The organism is Leifsonia sp. YAF41 (assembly GCF_052113185.1).
Classification (GTDB): domain Bacteria; phylum Actinomycetota; class Actinomycetes; order Actinomycetales; family Microbacteriaceae; genus Cryobacterium.
This window is the reverse complement of record NZ_JBFRCS010000003.1, coordinates 183,410-200,865: the sequence shown is the minus strand read 5'-3', so window position 1 is coordinate 200,865 and position 17,456 is coordinate 183,410. Positions and strand designations below refer to the sequence as shown.

General features: G+C 64.3%; 18 protein-coding genes. 8 read left to right on the top strand and 10 right to left on the bottom strand.

Translation table 11 applies throughout. From position 1 onward, the window contains the following. Window positions 1–183 precede the first annotated feature (183 nt). The gene (locus tag AB4Y63_RS04450; protein WP_179578121.1) at window positions 184–435 is read left to right on the top strand and encodes a type B 50S ribosomal protein L31; all 252 of its coding nucleotides are present in this window, start codon (window positions 184–186) and stop codon (window positions 433–435) included. A gap of 97 nt (window positions 436–532) precedes the next feature. On the opposite strand, the gene AB4Y63_RS04445 is transcribed toward AB4Y63_RS04450, so the two are convergent. Together AB4Y63_RS04445 and treS are read right to left on the bottom strand one after the other, a co-directional pair. Then, window positions 533–1,219 (bottom strand): 3'-5' exonuclease, encoded by a 687-nt coding sequence (locus tag AB4Y63_RS04445; RefSeq protein ID WP_441789837.1) that lies wholly within the window; start codon window positions 1,217–1,219, stop codon window positions 533–535. Window positions 1,220–1,339: 120 nt separating this feature from the next. Further along, a complete protein-coding gene (gene treS / locus AB4Y63_RS04440) occupies window positions 1,340–3,037 on the bottom strand; it encodes a maltose alpha-D-glucosyltransferase (RefSeq protein WP_441789836.1) in 1,698 nt (565 codons plus the stop codon). Between the two features lie 121 nt (window positions 3,038–3,158). On the opposite strand from treS, the gene AB4Y63_RS04435 reads away from it, so the two are divergent. Beyond that, window positions 3,159–4,058, top strand: coding sequence for an alpha/beta fold hydrolase (locus tag AB4Y63_RS04435; protein WP_441789835.1), 900 nt, complete (start codon window positions 3,159–3,161; stop codon window positions 4,056–4,058). Next, the gene (locus AB4Y63_RS04430; protein WP_441789834.1) at window positions 4,055–5,155 is read left to right on the top strand and encodes a glycosyltransferase family 4 protein; all 1,101 of its coding nucleotides are present in this window, start codon (window positions 4,055–4,057) and stop codon (window positions 5,153–5,155) included. Before AB4Y63_RS04435 ends, AB4Y63_RS04430 begins: the two co-directional genes overlap by 4 nt. A gap of 20 nt (window positions 5,156–5,175) precedes the next feature. Here the strand turns inward: AB4Y63_RS04430 and AB4Y63_RS04425 are convergent, their stop codons facing one another. From AB4Y63_RS04425 to AB4Y63_RS04410, 4 genes are all read right to left on the bottom strand, one after another. Beyond that, entirely contained in the window at window positions 5,176–5,541 is a 366-nt protein-coding gene (locus AB4Y63_RS04425) for a GntR family transcriptional regulator (protein WP_441789833.1), read from the bottom strand. Window positions 5,542–5,543: 2 nt separating this feature from the next. Continuing rightward, on the bottom strand, window positions 5,544–6,590 hold the full coding sequence (locus AB4Y63_RS04420) for a hypothetical protein (protein ID WP_441789832.1): 1,047 nt from the start codon (window positions 6,588–6,590) through the stop codon (window positions 5,544–5,546). A gap of 133 nt (window positions 6,591–6,723) precedes the next feature. Beyond that, the gene (locus AB4Y63_RS04415; protein WP_441789831.1) at window positions 6,724–7,323 is read right to left on the bottom strand and encodes a histidine phosphatase family protein; all 600 of its coding nucleotides are present in this window, start codon (window positions 7,321–7,323) and stop codon (window positions 6,724–6,726) included. A gap of 50 nt (window positions 7,324–7,373) precedes the next feature. After that, window positions 7,374–8,255, bottom strand: coding sequence for an NAD-dependent protein deacetylase (locus tag AB4Y63_RS04410; protein ID WP_441789830.1), 882 nt, complete (start codon window positions 8,253–8,255; stop codon window positions 7,374–7,376). A 137-nt stretch (window positions 8,256–8,392) separates the two neighbouring features. Between AB4Y63_RS04410 and AB4Y63_RS04405 the strand changes: the two genes are divergently transcribed. Further along, entirely contained in the window at window positions 8,393–9,196 is an 804-nt protein-coding gene (locus AB4Y63_RS04405) for a TrmH family RNA methyltransferase (protein ID WP_441789829.1), read from the top strand. A gap of 27 nt (window positions 9,197–9,223) precedes the next feature. Continuing rightward, complete coding sequence (locus tag AB4Y63_RS04400; protein WP_441789828.1) at window positions 9,224–10,465, top strand: D-alanyl-D-alanine carboxypeptidase family protein; 1,242 nt, start codon at window positions 9,224–9,226, stop codon at window positions 10,463–10,465. A 35-nt stretch (window positions 10,466–10,500) separates the two neighbouring features. Here AB4Y63_RS04400 and AB4Y63_RS04395 read toward each other — a convergent pair whose 3' ends face one another. Next, window positions 10,501–11,295 (bottom strand): SGNH/GDSL hydrolase family protein, encoded by a 795-nt coding sequence (locus tag AB4Y63_RS04395; RefSeq protein ID WP_441789827.1) that lies wholly within the window; start codon window positions 11,293–11,295, stop codon window positions 10,501–10,503. Window positions 11,296–11,351: 56 nt separating this feature from the next. On the opposite strand from AB4Y63_RS04395, the gene AB4Y63_RS04390 reads away from it, so the two are divergent. Continuing rightward, window positions 11,352–13,163, top strand: a complete 1,812-nt coding sequence (locus AB4Y63_RS04390; protein WP_441789826.1) for a DEAD/DEAH box helicase — start codon at window positions 11,352–11,354, stop codon at window positions 13,161–13,163. Between the two features lie 36 nt (window positions 13,164–13,199). On the opposite strand, the gene AB4Y63_RS04385 is transcribed toward AB4Y63_RS04390, so the two are convergent. Continuing rightward, window positions 13,200–13,427, bottom strand: coding sequence for a response regulator transcription factor (locus tag AB4Y63_RS04385; RefSeq protein WP_441789825.1), 228 nt, complete (start codon window positions 13,425–13,427; stop codon window positions 13,200–13,202). Between the two features lie 221 nt (window positions 13,428–13,648). On the opposite strand from AB4Y63_RS04385, the gene AB4Y63_RS04380 reads away from it, so the two are divergent. Next, window positions 13,649–15,025 (top strand): FAD-binding oxidoreductase, encoded by a 1,377-nt coding sequence (locus AB4Y63_RS04380; protein ID WP_441789824.1) that lies wholly within the window; start codon window positions 13,649–13,651, stop codon window positions 15,023–15,025. 78 nt (window positions 15,026–15,103) lie between these two features. On the opposite strand, the gene AB4Y63_RS04375 is transcribed toward AB4Y63_RS04380, so the two are convergent. Next, window positions 15,104–16,300 carry a trans-sulfuration enzyme family protein gene (locus AB4Y63_RS04375; RefSeq protein ID WP_441789823.1) on the bottom strand — a complete coding sequence of 399 codons (1,197 nt, stop codon included), beginning with the start codon at window positions 16,298–16,300 and terminating at the stop codon, window positions 15,104–15,106. Between the two features lie 105 nt (window positions 16,301–16,405). Between AB4Y63_RS04375 and AB4Y63_RS04370 the strand changes: the two genes are divergently transcribed. After that, window positions 16,406–16,885 carry an Lrp/AsnC family transcriptional regulator gene (locus tag AB4Y63_RS04370; RefSeq protein WP_441789822.1) on the top strand — a complete coding sequence of 160 codons (480 nt, stop codon included), beginning with the start codon at window positions 16,406–16,408 and terminating at the stop codon, window positions 16,883–16,885. A 233-nt stretch (window positions 16,886–17,118) separates the two neighbouring features. Here AB4Y63_RS04370 and cspE read toward each other — a convergent pair whose 3' ends face one another. Beyond that, on the bottom strand, window positions 17,119–17,322 hold the full coding sequence (gene cspE, locus AB4Y63_RS04365; RefSeq protein ID WP_055814297.1) for a transcription antiterminator/RNA stability regulator CspE: 204 nt from the start codon (window positions 17,320–17,322) through the stop codon (window positions 17,119–17,121). Between the last annotated feature and the right edge of the window lie 134 nt (window positions 17,323–17,456).

Genomic DNA, 17,456 nt, shown 5'->3' with positions numbered 1-17,456 from the left:
CAAGGCTCACTCCGTTGCCCGGTTTACCGTGGCGCTCGGATGCGTTGGTTTCTGCTAAACTTTATAGCTGGCCCTCAGGCCAACCAGTTTTATGCCGTATTCGGCTTCGCATCACTCGTTCATTGCGCAGTACTGCATCGTTTTATCGCGCTCCACCTATCGAATAGCAACAAGGAAGTCTTCATGAAGTCTGACATTCACCCCACGTACGCTCCCGTGGTTTTCCGCGACCTGGCGTCTGGCGCGACGTTCCTGACCCGTTCGACGGTCTCCAGCTCGAAGACGATCGAGTGGGAAGACGGCACCACCTACCCGGTGATCGACGTTGAAATCTCCTCGGAGTCGCACCCGTTCTACACCGGCAAGCAGCGCATCATGGACTCCGCAGGCCGCGTTGAGAAGTTCAACACCCGCTACAAGGGCTTCGGCGCGTAGTCACCTACCGCTTCATGCCACCTCAGGGTGGCGCACTGAAAAGGGCAACCGGCTTCGGCCGGTTGCCCTTTCTGTGTCGGTCGTCGAGACCGAGAGGTTAGCGCTCCGGCCAGCTGCCGTTCGCGACAAACTGCGGGTCGCGCTCCCGGCGCATGTAGGACTGAAAGTTCGCAGCCTGTTCCTGGCTCCAGGTGATCTGCAGGTCGTGGAGTTCTGCAGCGGTGAGCGGCAGAGTCGCAGCGTGAACCCGTGCAATGGCTTGGGCGACGTGCCCGGCGGCGATCGCGTCCGCACCCGAATCGTGGGCTCCGTCAAGCACCACCTCGTAGAAGGCGCTGGCCGCTTCTAAGGTGCGCTTGCCCTTGCGGTAACGGTCAACCGCCTTGTCGATGACGAGAGGGTCGATCACCGGGGTGGGGGAGACCAGCGGGGCGATGCCGTAGCGGATCGCCTCACGGTTGAGCAGGGTGAGGTCGTAGGGGGCGTTGTACGCAACGAGCGGGATGCCCTGCAGAAGCGGCACCCGGAGCGCGGCGACGATCTCGGCGACGGCCTCTGCCGCATCCCGGCCGTTCTCGACGGCGTGCTGTGTGGTGATCTTGTGCACAGCAGTGGCCTGTTCGGGGATCTCGACGCCCGGGTTCACCAGCCAGTCGGTGCGCTCGGTGACGTGACCCATCGCATCGAGAACGGCGACGGTCGCCGAGACGATGCGACTCGTCTCCACGTCGATGCCGGTGGTTTCAAGGTCGAAGACGGCGAGGGTATCGCTCCAATTGCTCATGAAAGCAGCCTACGGGCGACCACCGACAAAGCCGTTCAACCGAGCCGCAGGGCAACGAAGCCGCAGAGAAACCTAGCCGCAGGGCAACGAAGCCGCAGAGAAACCTAGCCGCAGTGCAACTTAGCCGCAGTGCAACCAGTAGAAGCTCTGCGCGCCCAGGGTGAGGGTGAGCCCACCGTCCTCATCGAACTGGGGGAATACGGCGCCCCCGAAAATGTCGTACAGGCGAACGCCGGCCATCTTGGCGTCCTCGATGCGGAAGGCCACCGGGTTGTGGGCGAAGCTGAACACGCACAGCACCGTTTCCGGTTGATCGCCGTGCTGGGTGCCCGAACCGGCGTACTCCCGGGTGAAGGCCAGCACCGACTCGTGGTTGGTTTGGAGCACGCGGATGCCGCCCAGCCCGAAGACCGGGTGCGCCTTGCGCACGTGGATCACGTTGCGCACCCAGTGCAGCAAGGAGCCCGATTGAGCGAGATGCGTCTCGACGTTCGTTTGTGTGTAGTTGTAGACGAGCGACTGCACGACCGGAAGATACAGCTTGCCCGGGTCGGCATGCGAGAATCCCGCATTCCGGTCGGGGGTCCACTGCATCGGCGTGCGCGAGCTGTCGCGGTCGGGCAGCCAGATGTTGTCGCCCATCCCGATCTCATCGCCGTAATAGAGAAACGGGCTGCCGGGCAGGGCAAAGAGCAGCGCGTGCGCCAACTCCAGTTCCGCCCGCGAGTTGTCGAGCAGCGGGGCCAGCCGGCGTCGGATGCCGATGTTCGCGCGCATCCGCGGGTCGTAGGCGTACCAGCCGTACATGGCCTGCCGATACTCCTCGCTGACCATCTCGAGCGTGAGCTCGTCGTGGTTGCGCAGGAAGACGCCCCAGCCGGCGCCGTCGGGGATGTCGGTGGTCTCTGAGAGCACCCGCACGAGCTCGTCGGCCTGCTGAGAACGCAGCGAGTAGAAGATGCGCGGCATGACCGGAAAGTCGAAGGCCATGTGGCATTCCGGCTCGTCTTCGGTTCCGAAGAACGCCGCAACCTCGCGCGGCCACTGGTTGGCCTCGGCGATCATGATGCGACCGGGGTAGTCACGGTCGCACATCGCCCGGAGCTTGCGCAGAAACTCGTGCGTCGGCGGTTCGCCCTCGCCGTTTCCTTCCTCGGATTCGTAGAGATACGGGATGGCGTCGAGCCGGAATCCGTCGACGCCCAGATCGAGCCAGAATCGCACGATCTCGAACATCGCCTCATGCACGGCGGGATTCTCGAAGTTCAGGTCGGGCTGGTGCGAGAAGAAGCGGTGGAAGAAGAACTGACGGCGGACCGGGTCAAACGCCCAGTTCGAGTCTTCGGTGTCGGTGAAGATGATCCGAATGTTCGGATACTTCTCGTCGGTGTCACTCCAGACGTAGAAGTCACCGTACGGACCGGTTGGGTCTTCGCGCGATTGCTGAAACCACTCGTGCTGATCAGAGGTGTGGTTCAGGGGCAGGTCGATCACGACGCGCATATTGCGTTCGTGCGCCTTCGTGACGAGATCTTTGAACTCGTCGAGTGTTCCGAACTCGGGCAGCACTGACCGGTAGTCGGCCACGTCATATCCGCCGTCTTCGAGCGGTGAGGTGAAGAACGGTGGTATCCACAACGCGTCAATTCCGAGCCATTGCAGGTAGTCGAGTTTGGAGACCAGCCCCGCCAGATCGCCGGAACCGTCGGCATTGCTGTCGACGAATGACCGCACCATCACTTCATAAAAGACGGAACGGCGATACCACTGTGGGTCGAGTGTCAACCCGGGCAATTGGATGGGGGCAGTGAAGCTCACCGTTCTCCTTTCGGCCCCGGAATACTCAGGGCAGGTCACAGCAGTCTAGATTCACGAGGCCGTTTTTGCTTCACATCGATCGGTGCGAACTCCACGACCCGAGCGGCCTAAACTGGGTTCGATGATCGTTCCCTCGCCCTATGACGACCTGCTCGCTCCCATTCCCGTGCAGAAGCACACGGTTTCGGTGCTCGGCAGCGCCACCCGCTATTGGGAATACGGCGACCCCCAGTCGCCAACGACGATCGTGGCCGTGCACGGCTTTCGCGGCGACCACCATGGACTTGAACCCGTTGTGGCCCAGTTGTCCGGTTTTCGAATCATCTCCCCAGACCTTCCCGGGTTCGGCGAGTCCGAGCCGCTGATCGACGCCACCCACGACATCGACGGCTATCGCCGCTGGCTGACCGCTTTCGTGACCGCGGTCGCTCCGTCCGGTCGCTTCGTGATCCTCGGCCACTCGTTCGGGTCGATTGTCGTCTCGGCGACGGTGGCGGGCGGACTGCGCGCCGACGACGTCGTGCTGGTCAACCCGATCGCGGCCCCGGCATTGTCCGGCCCCCGCGGCATCTTGACCCGGCTCGCGGTCTTCTATTACTGGGCCGGAGCAAAACTCCCGGAGCGCCTCGGTTTCGCGTTGCTTCGCAATCGCGTGATCGTGCGCGTGACGAGTCTGGCGATGGTCAAGACGAAAGACCCGGAGTTGCGTCGCTGGATCCACAATCAGCACGATCGCTATTTCTCGGCGTTCTCCGATCGCCGGGTCGTCCTCGAAGCGTTCCGCGCTTCCGTCGGCAACGATGTGAGCGAATTCGCCGCGGACATCCCGGAGCGCACGCTTCTGATCGCCGCTGAGAAAGACGACATCACCACGGTGGCCGCTCAGCAGCGGTTGCAGAAGCTGTTTCCGGATGCCACGCTGCAGGTCATCGACAAGGTCGGGCACCTGATTCATTACGAAGTACCTGCCATTGCCGCCGCCCATCTGCAGAGTTTTCTTGACGAGGAGAAGTCAGCGTGAGAATAGTCTTCGACTGCCGGTACACCCGTTTCGATCAACACGACGGCATCAGCCGCTATACGGCTGGGCTGGTGACCGAACTCGCGAAACTGCATCCGGTGACGATGCTGATCAGCGATCACCGCCAACTGGCGTTGCTCCCGTCTCTGCCCTGGCAGCTGGTGAGCCCGCCCACCAGCATCCGTGAACCGTTCCTCGCCCTGACCGTCAACCGGTTGCGCCCCGATGTGGTCTACAGCCCGATGCAAACCATGGGCTCGTGGGGGCGCAAGTACCGCCTCATTCTCACCGTGCATGACCTGATCTACTACCGCAATCGCACGCCCCCGCGTGATCTTCCCGCCCCGATCCGGGCGATCTGGCGGCTGTACCACCTCTCGTGGTGGCCGCAGCGGATGTTGCTCAATCGGTCCGACGCGGTAGTTTCTGTGTCCGAGACAACGAAGAAGTTGATTGCGGAGCACCGTCTCACCACTCGCCCGGTCACGGTGATCTACAACGCTGCGGATGCCGTCGCGTCTGGGCCTGTGCAGCGGACAACTCCCGAGACTGCGCGGCTGGTCTACATGGGCTCGTACATGCCGTACAAGAACGTTGACACGCTGGTGCGCGCCGCCGCGGCGCTGCCCGGCTACGAATTGCACCTGATGAGTCGGGTGAGCGATTCCGAACGCGAGCGTCTCACGCTGCTCGCGCCACAGGCCAGTCTCGTCTTCCACAACGGCGTGTCTGATGAGGACTATGTCGAGGTGTTGCGTTCGGCAACAGCTCTAGTCACCGCCTCGCTCGATGAGGGCTTCGGCATTCCGCTCGTTGAGGCGATGGGTCTCGGGATCCCGATTGTCGTCAGCGACATTCCGATCTTTCGCGAGATCGGCGGCGATGCCGCGCTGTTCTTCCCCGCTGAAGACCCGCAGCGCCTGGCCGATGCGGTGCTCACGCTGGAAAAGCCGGGAGAGTGGAGCGAGCGTTCACGGCGCTCCGTCGCGCAGGCGAGTTCGTTCACCTGGAAGGCGTCGGCCGCGCGACTTTTCGAGCTGCTGATTTCCGTCGGTGAGTCGAAGACGGAGATTCAGAGCGCGAAGGTTTCTCGCTAAGCACCGCCCTCGGGCGCGCGTCAATCCGGCACGTCCCTGGGCCATGACGCCTGAAGCGCGCCGATCGCCTCGTCGTTGCTCAGACCGTAGCGCTGGGCAGCTTCAGCGAGAGTGCGGGCCGCGTGCAACACCTCGCTCGGGGTCGTCGTGACCCGCGCGCTGACCCGGGTGCCGCTACCCGCGCGCGACGTGACGAGACCATCCTGCTCCAACAGTTTGTAGGCCCTGGCCACGGTGCCGGCCGCAACATTCAAGTCGCGTGCGAGTTGTCGAACGGACGGGAGTTTCTCGCCAGCAGCCAGTTGACCCGCAGCGATGACGCTGCCGAGCTGGCGGTGAATCTGATCGGCCGGAAGGCCGTGACCCGACAAAGAGATGGCGGGCATGATCAGGGCCGCTCCACCGAGGCCACGCTATCGACGTGCGTCACGCCAGCGGCGCCGTTGGACGGTTCCTCGGCAGGGAGGGTCTCAGCGCGTGGGCCAACTGGCGCCGCGAACGTCAGCCGAGGGGACCTCGTGAGGAAAGGGAGCGCGATGAGTGCGTATCCGAGGCCCTTCAGCAGCTGGCCGGACACTATCAGCGGAACGGATAGAGCAGCGATGGGGGTTCCGACTTTGATGCCAGTGGCACCATCTTCAAAGCCGAGCGAGGCGGCACCGCCGATTTGGGACCAGACGTAGGCCAGCGTCAGAATCAGGGCGCCGCCACTGAGCGCGACCACGGCGCGGGTGCTTCGGTTCCGCAGCCACACATCGATAGCGCGCTCTCCGGCCGTTACGGCGAGAGGCGTCCGCGCGTTGAGCCACAGTGCGCCGAGCGCTGCGAGCGCCAGAGCGGTTGCCGCCACCATGATCGGCACGCCGTAGTACCAGCCGATGAGTTCGGTGGCCGCGCTTGCCGAACCGACGTCGACAGACAGCTGCGTAAAGTCGCCATTCTCGTCGGGACTTGAGGCGAGCCCAGCCGCGACCAGGCTGAGAACCAGCATGGCGGCTGCCGAGAGAGTGCCGACGAACCACCAACGCCGCCCAAACGACCACACCGTCCGCTGATTCAGATCAACTTGCCGAGCGAGATCGCCGTTCCCCACGCGGTGCGCTGCCGGTCGACACAGAAAGACGATGATGATCGCGGTGACTACGACGAGCGGCCCCAGATAGGTGATCCATTTGGATTCCTCAATGTAGAGCGCGTTTTGCATGTAGATGAACGGCAGAGCGAGCGTGAGAGCGCATCCGCTGGCCCACCGTCCCCGCGCGACAACCCGCCGAGCGCTGAGTTGCCAGAAGGCGGCCGCATCCGCACTGAGACCGCGAGCGACAGGCGGATGACGGTCTGCCTTGCGCATGTAGTGAAGCAACACCCCGAGCGGAACGAGGATGGTCGTCGCCAAGTTGATGTAACCGATGTAGGTGTACCAGAATCCAAGCACCGCAACCGCCCCCGCTGTTGAGCCGTGCAGGCAACACCGCCTGCACAACTTGTATCAAGTGAAAGATACAGTTGCGCGGGTTCGATGTCGAGTATTTGCTCAGGCGATCGGGACGCAGGGGTGTTGGACCTGCTCAGGCGATCGGCGTGAAAGTCTCGTCGATGTGACGCACCGTCGCGTCGAAGTGGGTCAAGACGAGTTCGCCGTCTTTCCAGACGAAGTCGTGAACCGAACCGTTGGCGATGAGTTCATCGTGGCGTGGTCGTTCGCCATCGGTCGCGTGCCGGAGGAGCGTGCCGATCACGCCGCCGTGGCTGATCACGAGCACGGACCTGCCCTGGTGCTGGTCGGCGATGCGACCGAGTGCCGGCAGCACACGGTCGAGCACGTCTTGCCGGCTCTCCAGCCCCGGCACAGGGACGCCGTCGGGGAAACGGGCCTGACGTTCGCTGAAGGTCAGACCCTCAATCTCGCCGTGATGACGCTCGGTGATGTCAGCGAGTGTCTCGGGAGCGGAGAGCCCGAGCTCACCCGCGATGATGCGCGCCGTCTCCTCGGCCCGGGCGAGTGGGCTCGCGACGATGGCATCCCAGGTGCGCTCCCGCAGGCGAACTCCAGTCTCAGCAGCCTCCGCGCGCCCCGTGTGGTTCAGCGGGATGTCGGTGCTGCCCTGAATGCGCTTGTGCAAGTTCCAATCGGTTTGACCGTGGCGCACGATCGAGATGCGTGTCATCGAGCTGTTCTTCCCTGCATCAATTTTTTCGGAGGTGGAATGTGCCGCGGTCATGAGAGTCCATCACCGCCGGAATCAGCGTTGCCCCCGAGGCGCTCAGCCAGTTCGGCGAGCACTTCTGAGGTTCCTGCATCAATCTTAACAACCGCCCGCCCATCGCCCTTGGTGGCCCCACGGTTGATCACGACGATCGGCTTGCCCGCGCGCCGCGCTTGCTCCACCAGGCGGATGCCCGAATTCACTGTGAGCGACGACCCGGCGACAATCAGTGCGTCGGCGGCGGCAACGAGAGCTGCAGCTTCGGCGAAAGTCTCGGTGGGAACGAACTCCCCGAAGAACACGACGTTGGGTTTCAGCATCCCGCCACACACTGTGCAGTCGGGGATCACGAAGTCGTCGATTTCGCCGACATCCGCATCGCCATCGGGCGCAAGTCGGATCGATTCCGGTGTGCTCAAGACCGGGTTTGCCGCCTCGAGCCGTTCGGCGACGCTCTCACGCCCAAACGCTTGCCCACACGCGAGGCACACCACCGTGTCCATCGCCCCGTGCAATTCAACGACCCGCCGTGACCCGGCCTCGGTGTGCAGACCGTCGACGTTCTGAGTGATCACCCCGTTGATGTGCCCGGCCGCCTCAAGGGCAACCAATGCCTCATGCCCGGCGTTCGGGGTCACCGAGTTGAACCGCTGCCAGCCGAGGTGGCTGCCCGCCCAGTAGCGTTTGCGTGTGCGTTCGTCGCCGACGAACATCTGAAACGTCATCGGGGTGCGCGGCTGCGAGCCCTCGCCCCGGTAATCGGGGATGCCGGAGTCGGTGCTCAGGCCGGCGCCGGTCAGCACGGCCGCCTGCCGCCCGCGCAGCAGATCCACGACCTGCTCCATCGCATTGTCGACGTCGGCTTCGACCCTCATGCCACTCTCCACGGTCATCCGTCGTCCTTCCCTGACGAGCAGTCGCGTGAGAGCGAAAACTCGTGTTCTCCTGAGTCTAAACACCGGCGTTTCGCAGTTTGTTTCCGCACCTGTCAGGCTGGTGATCCCGACAACTGCGAAAGAGGCGTCACCCCGTGCCGGTAATCCACATCGAAGACCTCGACCTTCCGGGTCTTTCCGACTATTCGCGGTTGACGGATGTCGCCCTGCGTCGCGTTTCAGAGCCGGCCGGCGGTCTGTATATCGCCGAATCGGCCAAGGTGATCACCCGGGCGTTGAACGCCGGGCACCGCCCGCGTTCCGTGCTGTTGCAGGAGCAGTGGCTGGCCGATGTGGAACCACTCCTGGCCGACTGGCCCGATGTGCCGATCTACGTCGGCGAAGCGCGCCTGCTGGAGAAACTCACCGGGTACAACCTGCACCGTGGTGCCCTCGCCGCCATGCACCGGCCGCCCCTGGCGCCGGTCGCCGACCTCATCGCGGATGCCCGGCGCATCGTGATCCTCGAAGACATCGTCGATCACACCAATGTGGGGGCCATCTTCCGCTCGGTTGCCGGTCTGGGTGCCGACGCGGTGCTGATCACCCCGCGCTGCGCCGACCCGCTCTACCGCCGCAGCGTGCGGGTCAGCATGGGCACAGTGCTCCAGGTGCCGTGGACCCGCCTGCCGGAATGGGCTGAGGCCCGCCCGCTGCTCCATGACGCGGGGTTCCACCTCGCCGCACTGGCGCTCTCCGACACGGCGGTCACGCTCGACGAATTCGCCTCGGATGCTCCCGAGCGACTCGCCCTCATTCTCGGGACCGAGGGTGACGGGCTGAGCAACCAGGCACTCGCCGCCGCGGACACCGTGGTGACGATTCCGATGAAGCACGGCGTCGACTCGCTCAACGTCGCATCCGCCAGCGCCCTGGCGCTCTACGTTCTCCGCGTTTAGTCAGCGCAGCTTGGTTAGGATTGACGGATGCCTTCCCCGCGACAACAGCTGACCCGACGCCAGAAGTACCGCAACCGCCGGATCGCTTTCTTCGGGGTGCTGGCCCTCGTTCTTGCCGGACTTGTCTACGTGGTCAGTGCCGGAGCCGCGCCGCTTCCCGCCGCCGCCGCAGCGCTGAGCCAGCCCGAAGCGTTGACCGCTGCAGCGGCACAGCCGGCCTGGCCGGACTTCGGGGAGACGGCCATCGGCGCCGTCGGATTCGACGGTGTTCTCGCCTCCAGCGGCGAGCAAGGCGCCGTTCCGATTGCGAGCATCACCAAGATGGTGACGGCACTGGTCATTCTCGAAGCCAAGCCGCTGGCCGCCGGTGAGCAGGGACCGAACATCACCTTCACCGATGCCGACGTCGACATCTACTACGACACGATCGCCGAGGATGGCTCGTCCGCCCCGGTGGTCGCCGGCATGGTGCTGACCGAGCGCCAGGCGCTCGAGGCGATGCTGATTCCTTCTGCGAACAACTACGCCGTCTCGCTCGCGAACTGGGCCTATGGGTCGGTCGACAACTACCTGGCCGCCGCATCTGCGTGGATCGACCAGCACAACTTGACCGGCACGACAGTTGTCGACACGAGCGGACTATCGGCGGGCAGCATGAGCAGCCCGGCCGATCTGGTCGAGATTGGCAAGATGGTGGCGACCAACCCGGTGCTCGCCGACATCGTCGCAATGACGAAGGCCGATCTGCCGACCATTGGCGTGCTCACCAACACGAACAAGCTGCTCGGCGACTTCGGCGTCGACGGGATCAAAACCGGCACTACCGATGAAGCGGGCGCCTGTCTGCTCTTCTCCGCCGACTTCACGGTCGGCTCCGAGACGGTGACCCTGGTCGGCGTGATGCTCGGCGGAGACACGCACTCCGAGCTCAACGACGCGATCGCGGAACTCATCCAGAGCGTGAAGCCCGGTTTTCAGGAGCTGACGCTGACCGAAGCCGGTGCACCGTACGCCTCGTACGCGTCGGCGTGGGGTCAAACCGGTCAGGCTGTCGCAGCCGAGTCGAAGACCGCACTCGTCTGGTCTGACACGCCCGTCACCGGTACGGTCACGGCCAAGCCGGTTGGCACCGCACATTCGGGTGACGCCGTCGGCAGCATCGACTTCCAGGTGGGCTCGCGCACGATCAGCGTGCCGCTGATCCTGGACGGCACRGTCAGCGACCCCGGTCTCGGGTGGCGCCTGTCCAACCCGGGCGAGATCTTCTAGTCCTCTCGGCCGCGCCGGTCTCGACCCGCTCCGCTCTAGACCGGGCGGTTCTCCGCATCGTAGGGACCGGCATCCGGTCGTTTGGGCTGCACGTGATCGCCCGACGACTGGTGACGGATGCGCCGCAACACCCACGGCATCAGGTACTCGCGTGCCCAGGCGAAGTCCTCCGTGCGGGCCTGTCGCCAGGTCGTCCCCGGCATCGGCTCGGGAACGAGCGGTGTGAGCGAATGTTCAACGTTCAGAGTGTCGAGCACCATGCGTGCCACGGTGTGATGGCCGAGGGCATTCAAGTGCAGTCGGTCGGGTGACCACATCCGCGGGTCTTGGATCTCGGACAGGGCCCAGAGGTCGGCGACGATGCAGTCATGCCGGGCCGCAATCGCCCGAATGTTCTCGTTATAGATCGCGACCTTGCCACGCAGCGTGCGAAAGACGGGGGAGAAGCCGACATCGGTGCCTGTGAAGACCACGATTGTCGCATTGTCGCGCGCGAGCCGACGGATCGTCTCGTCGAACTGGACCGCGATGTCGTCAGGGTCGGTCCCCGGCCGAATCACATCGTTGCCGCCGGCTGAAATCGTGATCAGGTCGGGGCGTAATTCCAGCGCCGGCTCGACCTGCTCGGAACTGATCTGACGAATCAGCTTTCCGCGAACAGCAAGATTCGCATAAGCGAAGTCGTCGGTGCCGGCACTCAGTTGCTCGGCAACGCGATCGGCCCAACCTCGGTTTCCGCCCGGACTTGCGGGCTCCGGGTCGCCGATTCCTTCCGTGAAGGAATCACCGAGTGCGACGTACCTGCTCCACGGATGCTCTGATTTGGTCATCCAAACATTGTGCCTCGTCCAGCGGAGGCCGACACAACTTGATAGGTTCTTATGAAGTGACTACTCCACCTGTTTTCGGCCCCGCCCAGGGAACGAGTGCAGCCGAACATCTGTCGCCCTCCTTCCCGGAACGAGCCGCCTGGGGAACCGCAAGCAAGCTGCGTGCCTGGCAGGCTGAGGCGCTCGAAGCCTATTTCCAGAACGAGCCGCGCGACTTTCTGGCTGCCGCAACCCCCGGCGCCGGCAAGACCACCTTCGCCCTCCGCCTCGCCGCTGAGCTGCGCTCTCGCCGAGTGATCGACCGCATCACCGTCGTCGCTCCCACCGAGCATCTGAAGACGCAGTGGGCGAATGCCGCGGCGCGCGCGGGCATCCGTCTCGACCCGACCTTCAAAAACAGCGACGGCCGCTACGGCAACCACTATCACGGCATCGCCGTCACCTATGCCCAGGTGGCGACCCGTGCTGCGTTGCACCGCGACATCACCCTGGCCAACCGCACCCTGGTGATCCTCGACGAGGTGCACCACGGTGGCGATGCCTTGAGCTGGGGCGATGCGATCCGTGAAGCCTTCGATCCGGCCACGCGTCGTCTTTCGCTGACAGGAACCCCGTTCCGTTCTGACACGTCGCCCATTCCGTTCGTGAGTTACCTGCCCGACAAGCACGGCATCCGTCTCTCGCAGAGTGACTACAACTACGGTTACGGCCGCGCCCTCGAAGACGGTGTTGTTCGCCCGGTCATGTTCATGGTCTACGCCGGCCACATGACCTGGCGCACGCGGGCCGGCGAAGAGATGGAAGCCAAGCTCGGCGAGGGCAACACCAAAGACATCACCTCTCAGGCCTGGCGCACCGCGCTCGACCCCGGCGGTTCGTGGATCCCTGCCGTGCTGCGCGCCGCAGATCTGCGTCTCACCGAGGTGCGCCACGGCATCCCGGATGCCGGTGGCCTGGTGATCGCGACCGACCAGACGGCAGCCCGCGCCTACGCCGCCATCCTCGAGGAGATCTCGGGGGAGAGCGTCACGATCGTGCTCTCCGACGAGAAGGAATCCAGCGACCGGATCGAAGAGTTCTCCCAGAACAGCAAGCGCTGGATGGTGGCCGTGCGCATGGTCTCCGAGGGCGTCGACGTGCCGCGACTGGCCGTCGGCGTCTACGCGACGAGTGCCTCCACTCCGCTCTTCTTCGCCCAGGCCATCGGCCGGTTCGTGCGGGCACGTCGCCGCGGTGAGACCGCCTCGATCTTCTTGCCTGACGTTCCCGCCCTGACCGGACTCGCCGGCGCCATGGAGCTGGAGCGCGATCACGCACTCGATCGCCGCAATCGCGATGACGAGGGCGACGGGATGTACAACCCCGAAGACGCCATGGTCGCCGAGGCGAACCGGCAGGAGAAGGGGTCAGATGAGCTCGGCGAGGAGTTCAGCTGGCAAGCGATCGACTCGCAGGCCACGTTTGACCGCGTGGTCTTCGACGGCGCCGACTTCGGCCAACTCGCCGAACCCGGCACCGACGAAGAATTCGACTTCATCGGAATCCCCGGACTGTTGGAGCCCGAGCAGGTCTCTGAGTTGCTGCAGCAGCGTCAGGCCCGGCAATCCAAGCGGTCATCGGACAAGCGCAAAGACCCGGTCACCGGCGAGGAGCAGCCGGGTGAGCCAGCGCTCTTCCGCACCCTCAAGGAGCAGCGCACCCTGCTGAACAGCCTCGTCGGAATGTGGTCGAAGCTCTCGCAAGAACCGCACGGCATGGTGCACGCCGAACTGCGTCAGCTCTGCGGCGGCCCTGCCGTCGCCCAAGCCAGCGTGACCCAGCTGCAGAAGCGGATCGACTTGCTCCGGCGGCGTCTCGGGCGCAGCTAGCCACCAGACGTCTGACGACTCTGACGACATCGTGCGTCAGCGCTGCTCAGCGACCGCCGTGGCAAGGCGCGCTGCGGCGGCGGCCCGGTTCGCCACGTGAAGCTTCGCGTAGACATGCTCAAGGTGCTTCGCCACCGTGCGGGGGCTGCACGACAGTGAAACAGCGATAGCGGCGTTGGTGCTCCCGCCGGCGACCAGGGTGAGCACCCTGAGCTCTCGTGGCGTGAGAACGCTGACTGAGGCGACTGATGGTGCCGGTGGCACGAGAGCGGGCGCTCTGGGATCGCCCGGCCTAGCGACCGAGCGAATTCGACCTTCAGGGTGCTGTTCTGAGAATGAATCCACGGGCGACTCGATTCGCGCGAGCGCGGGTTTCACCCGCGGCAGAAGCATGCGCAATCTACGTATATCGTACGCCGCCGATGAGATTTAGGGTCGCCTCCGAAGAACATCTGCGACCCGAGAAAATTGAAACGAGGACACCCATGTCTGATCAGTTCGACTCCCTCCGCGAACTCGTCCGCGGTCAAGTGATCGTCGCCGGCGACGCCGACTATGAGGAAGCGAGGGCTGTCTACAACGGGTCGATCGACAAACATCCAGCAGCAATCGTGCGCGTGAGCCAGGTTGCGGATGTGATGGCCACGGTGAATTTTGCCCGAAACGCCGGACTCGACCTCGCCATTCGAAGCGGCGGGCACAGCGCCCCCGGCTTTGGCACCTGCGACGGAGGGGTCGTCATTGATTTCGCCGCGCGGAAGGGCGTGCGCGTCGACCCCTCGACCCGCACGGCTCGCACCGAACCCGGCGCGACCTGGGCCGACTTCAACCATGCCACCCACGCCTTCGGACTGGCCACGACGGGCGGAATCATCGGGTCGACGGGAGTCGCCGGCCTGACGCTCGGCGGCGGCATCGGCTACCTGGCTCGCCAACACGGGTTGTCTTGCGACAATCTGCTGTCGGCGGATGTCGTCACGGCCGACGGTCGGTTTGTGACGGCGAGTGCAGAGGAGAATGCCGACCTGTTCTGGGCGCTCCGGGGTGGAGGCGGCAATTTCGGGGTCGTCACCTCCCTGGAGTTTCAGCTGCACCCGGTCGACATGATCTATGGCGGAGTCGTCATCTTCTCGGCAGAACACGCCGTGGCGGTGGGGGAGATGTATCGCGATCTGATCGCTTCGGCCCCGGAAGAGCTCGGCGTCTTCCTGGGCTTCCATCAGGGGCCTCCCGTGCCGTTCCTGCCCGAGGAGTGGCACGGCAAGCCGGTCTGCGTCATTGTGGGCGCCTGGACCGGCGATCCGGCTGAGGGTCCGGCGCAATGGCAACCCATTCTCGACGCCGCACCGGTGCTCGGCTCCTTCGTCGGACCCCTGCCCTATCCCGCGTTGAACACCCTCTTCGATCCGATGCTGCCGAAGGGCCTGCAGGCGTATTGGAAGGCAGATTTTCTCACCGAGCTTTCCGACGATGCCTTGAAGGTTGCGGCAGACTTCGGCGGCCGGGTGCCGAGTCTCGAGTCGGCGAATCACTACTATCCGATCAACGGCGCCGTGCAGCGGGTGGGCGCCGATGAAACGGCCTTTGCCTACCGCAACGTCAGCTTCGCCCCGGTCATCGCCGGGATGTGGCCGGACCCGGCCGACAACCCGGCGAATATCGCCTGGGTCAAGGACTATTGGACCGCGCTGCACCAGTACTCAGAGGCCGGGGGCTATATCAACTTCATGGATGCCGACGACCAGAGCAGGGTCGCCGACAACTATCAGTCGAACTACGCCCGGCTCGCCGAGGTGAAGGCGACCTACGACCCCGACAACTTCTTCCATATCAATCAGAACATTGCGCCGGCAGTTCGCTGAGCCGGCCCGGTTCGTATCGTAGGTCGAGCGTGTCGAGACCTGGTGACCTGGTCTCGACACGCTCGACCAACGATTCCGTTACACCGCGTCGAGCGCCCGCAGGATGTCGGCGGTGAGGTCGTCGGCGTGCTCGAGGCCGATGGAGATGCGCACGACTCCGGCCGACGGGCGAGCACTGGCCTCGACCGGGCGGTGGGTGAGTGAAGCCGGGTGCTGCACGAGCGAATCGATGCCGCCGAGTGACACGGCGTGGGTGATCAATTCGCAGGCCTCAGTGAAGCGCACGGCGGCGTCGAAGCCGCCGGCGAGGTCGAGAGCGATCAGCGATCCGGCACCCGACGTCTGGCGGCCGATCAGGCCTGCCGGGTCCTGTCCCGGCAGGCCGGGGTAGAGCACCCGGTTGAGGGCAGGGTGTCCGACGAGGCGGCGGGCCACCTCGCCCGCGGTGTCCTGCTGGGCGCGTACGCGCACCGGCAGCGTGCGAAGACCGCGGTGCAGCAGGTACGCCGCGAAGGGGTGAAGCAGGCCACCCGTGAGGGCGCGCACCTGGCGCAGGCGCACGATCCACTCGGTCGGGCCGGACACCGTGCCGCCCATGACGTCACCGTGACCACCGAGGTACTTCGTGGCACTGTGCAGAACCAGGGTTGCTCCCGACTCCAGCGGACGCTGCAGCACAGGCGTGGCGAATGTGTTGTCGACGAGCACCGGAACGGTGCCCGCCGCATCCACCACCGCGCGGATGTCGGTGAGCTCGAGCGTGGGGTTGGCCGGCGTTTCGAGAATGACGAGTCCGGTATCGGGGCGAATCGCGGCGGCAACTCCCGCAACATCGGTCCAGGTGACGTCGGTGCCGAGCAGGCCGGAAGCCAGAACATGGTCGGTTCCGCCGTAGAGCGGACGTAAGGCGACGATGTGCGGAGTCTTGGCGGCAACGGCGGCGATCAGCACGGCGCTGAGCGCTGCCATCCCTGTCGCGAACGCGACTGTGCCCTCTGTGCCTTCGAGTGCGCTGAGCGATTCTTCGAACCGGGCGACACCCGGCTGCCAGAGACGCTGATAGACGGCGGAATCGCCTTCACCGAGGTCGCCGCCGGTGGCAAGGTTCTCGTAGGAGTCGCCGCCCGATTCGACGCCGGCCAATGGGTTGGTCGTCGACAGATCAATCACCGGAACGTGTGAACCGCCCGCGGCCACCCCGCGCATTCCACCGTGAACGGCCCGTGTTTCGATGTGCTCGTGCGTCGTGTCGAGCTGCTCATGCGTCGTTGTCATGACCCGAGAAAAGCAGATCCTGCTCAGATGTACAAGTTGGCTCGCAGTCTCTTCCAAATCAGGGGTCCAGGTCGCATAAACTTCTTGAAACAGAAAGTTGGACCCATGGATTCGAAGAAGGCCGAACTCGACAGAGTCGATCGGGCGCTGCTCAGGGCGCTGTCAGTGAATGCTCGGGCTTCTGGCGCTGCCCTCGCGGCCGAGATTGGCGTTGCCGAGTCGACGGTGTCACTGCGATTGCGACGCCTGCAACAACTCGGCCACATTCGAGGGTACCGGGCGAACATCGACCTCGCCGCCCTCGGTGCCTCACTGCAGGCGCTCATCTCGGTGCGGCTGGCCAAGCATGCGCGCGGTCAGATTGACGCCTTCCGCAATGCCGCCCCGCATTGGCCCGGCGTGATCGGCCTCTTTCACACCGCCGGCGCCGACGACTATCTGCTGCACGTTGCGGCTGCCGATGCGACTCACCTGCGCGACTTCGTCCTCGAGCATTTGGCTGAGCATCCCGCTGTCGCCCACACGGAGACAAACCTGATCTTCGAGTATGTTGACGGCGATGGCTGGCAAGACCTGGTCAAGTAGGCGCCGCCAGAGTCGATTCAACTGATTGCTCTGCCGGCACGAAAACATCACGATTCCCGCGTTTCGCCCCAAAGCATCAGGTTCCGGGTCATTCCACCGGGAACGTGATGTTTTCGCGTGCCGCGGTGCGAGATGCGGGTTAACGAAACAACGCCCCCCGCCGAAGCGGAGAGCGTTGTTGTTGCAGTTCCGAAGAACTGCGCAGTTCAGAAGAACCAGCCCTAAAAAAGGATTTAGAGGGCGCGGATGTTCTCGGCCTGCGGACCCTTCGGGCCCTGCGTCACCTCGAACTCAACCTTCTGGTTCTCATCGAGGGACTTGTAGCCGCTCGAAGCGATTGCGGAGTAGTGCGCGAACACGTCGGCGCTTCCGTCGTCGGGTGCGATAAAGCCGAAGCCCTTTTCAGCGTTGAACCATTTCACGGTACCTGTTGCCATTATGAAACTCCTCCAGGAGTGTAAGACCGGTCCCGACTGTCGGGACCGTTCGTCGCGGTATTCGTCGTCCGCTTCCGAAAGGAATGTGGCGCACAGACCGGGGTCAATGCGTTTTAAGACGTGCAAGCACTACA

Excerpts from the sequence above, each read along its gene's own strand:
- AB4Y63_RS04410 (WP_441789830.1), bottom strand. The coding sequence starts at position 8,255 with ATGACCGTGGAGAGTGGCATGAGGGTCGAAGCCGACGTCGACAATGCG.
- cspE (WP_055814297.1), bottom strand. The coding sequence starts at position 17,322 with ATGGCAACAGGTACCGTGAAATGGTTCAACGCTGAAAAGGGCTTCGGC.
- AB4Y63_RS04370 (WP_441789822.1), top strand. The coding sequence starts at position 16,406 with ATGGATTCGAAGAAGGCCGAACTCGACAGAGTCGATCGGGCGCTGCTC.
- AB4Y63_RS04395 (WP_441789827.1), bottom strand. The coding sequence starts at position 11,295 with ATGACCAAATCAGAGCATCCGTGGAGCAGGTACGTCGCACTCGGTGAT.
- AB4Y63_RS04415 (WP_441789831.1), bottom strand. The coding sequence starts at position 7,323 with ATGACACGCATCTCGATCGTGCGCCACGGTCAAACCGATTGGAACTTG.
- AB4Y63_RS04450 (WP_179578121.1), top strand. The coding sequence starts at position 184 with ATGAAGTCTGACATTCACCCCACGTACGCTCCCGTGGTTTTCCGCGAC.
- AB4Y63_RS04375 (WP_441789823.1), bottom strand. The coding sequence starts at position 16,300 with ATGACAACGACGCATGAGCAGCTCGACACGACGCACGAGCACATCGAA.
- AB4Y63_RS04380 (WP_441789824.1), top strand. The coding sequence starts at position 13,649 with ATGTCTGATCAGTTCGACTCCCTCCGCGAACTCGTCCGCGGTCAAGTG.
- AB4Y63_RS04425 (WP_441789833.1), bottom strand. The coding sequence starts at position 5,541 with ATGCCCGCCATCTCTTTGTCGGGTCACGGCCTTCCGGCCGATCAGATT.
- AB4Y63_RS04435 (WP_441789835.1), top strand. The coding sequence starts at position 3,159 with ATGATCGTTCCCTCGCCCTATGACGACCTGCTCGCTCCCATTCCCGTG.
- AB4Y63_RS04445 (WP_441789837.1), bottom strand. The coding sequence starts at position 1,219 with ATGAGCAATTGGAGCGATACCCTCGCCGTCTTCGACCTTGAAACCACC.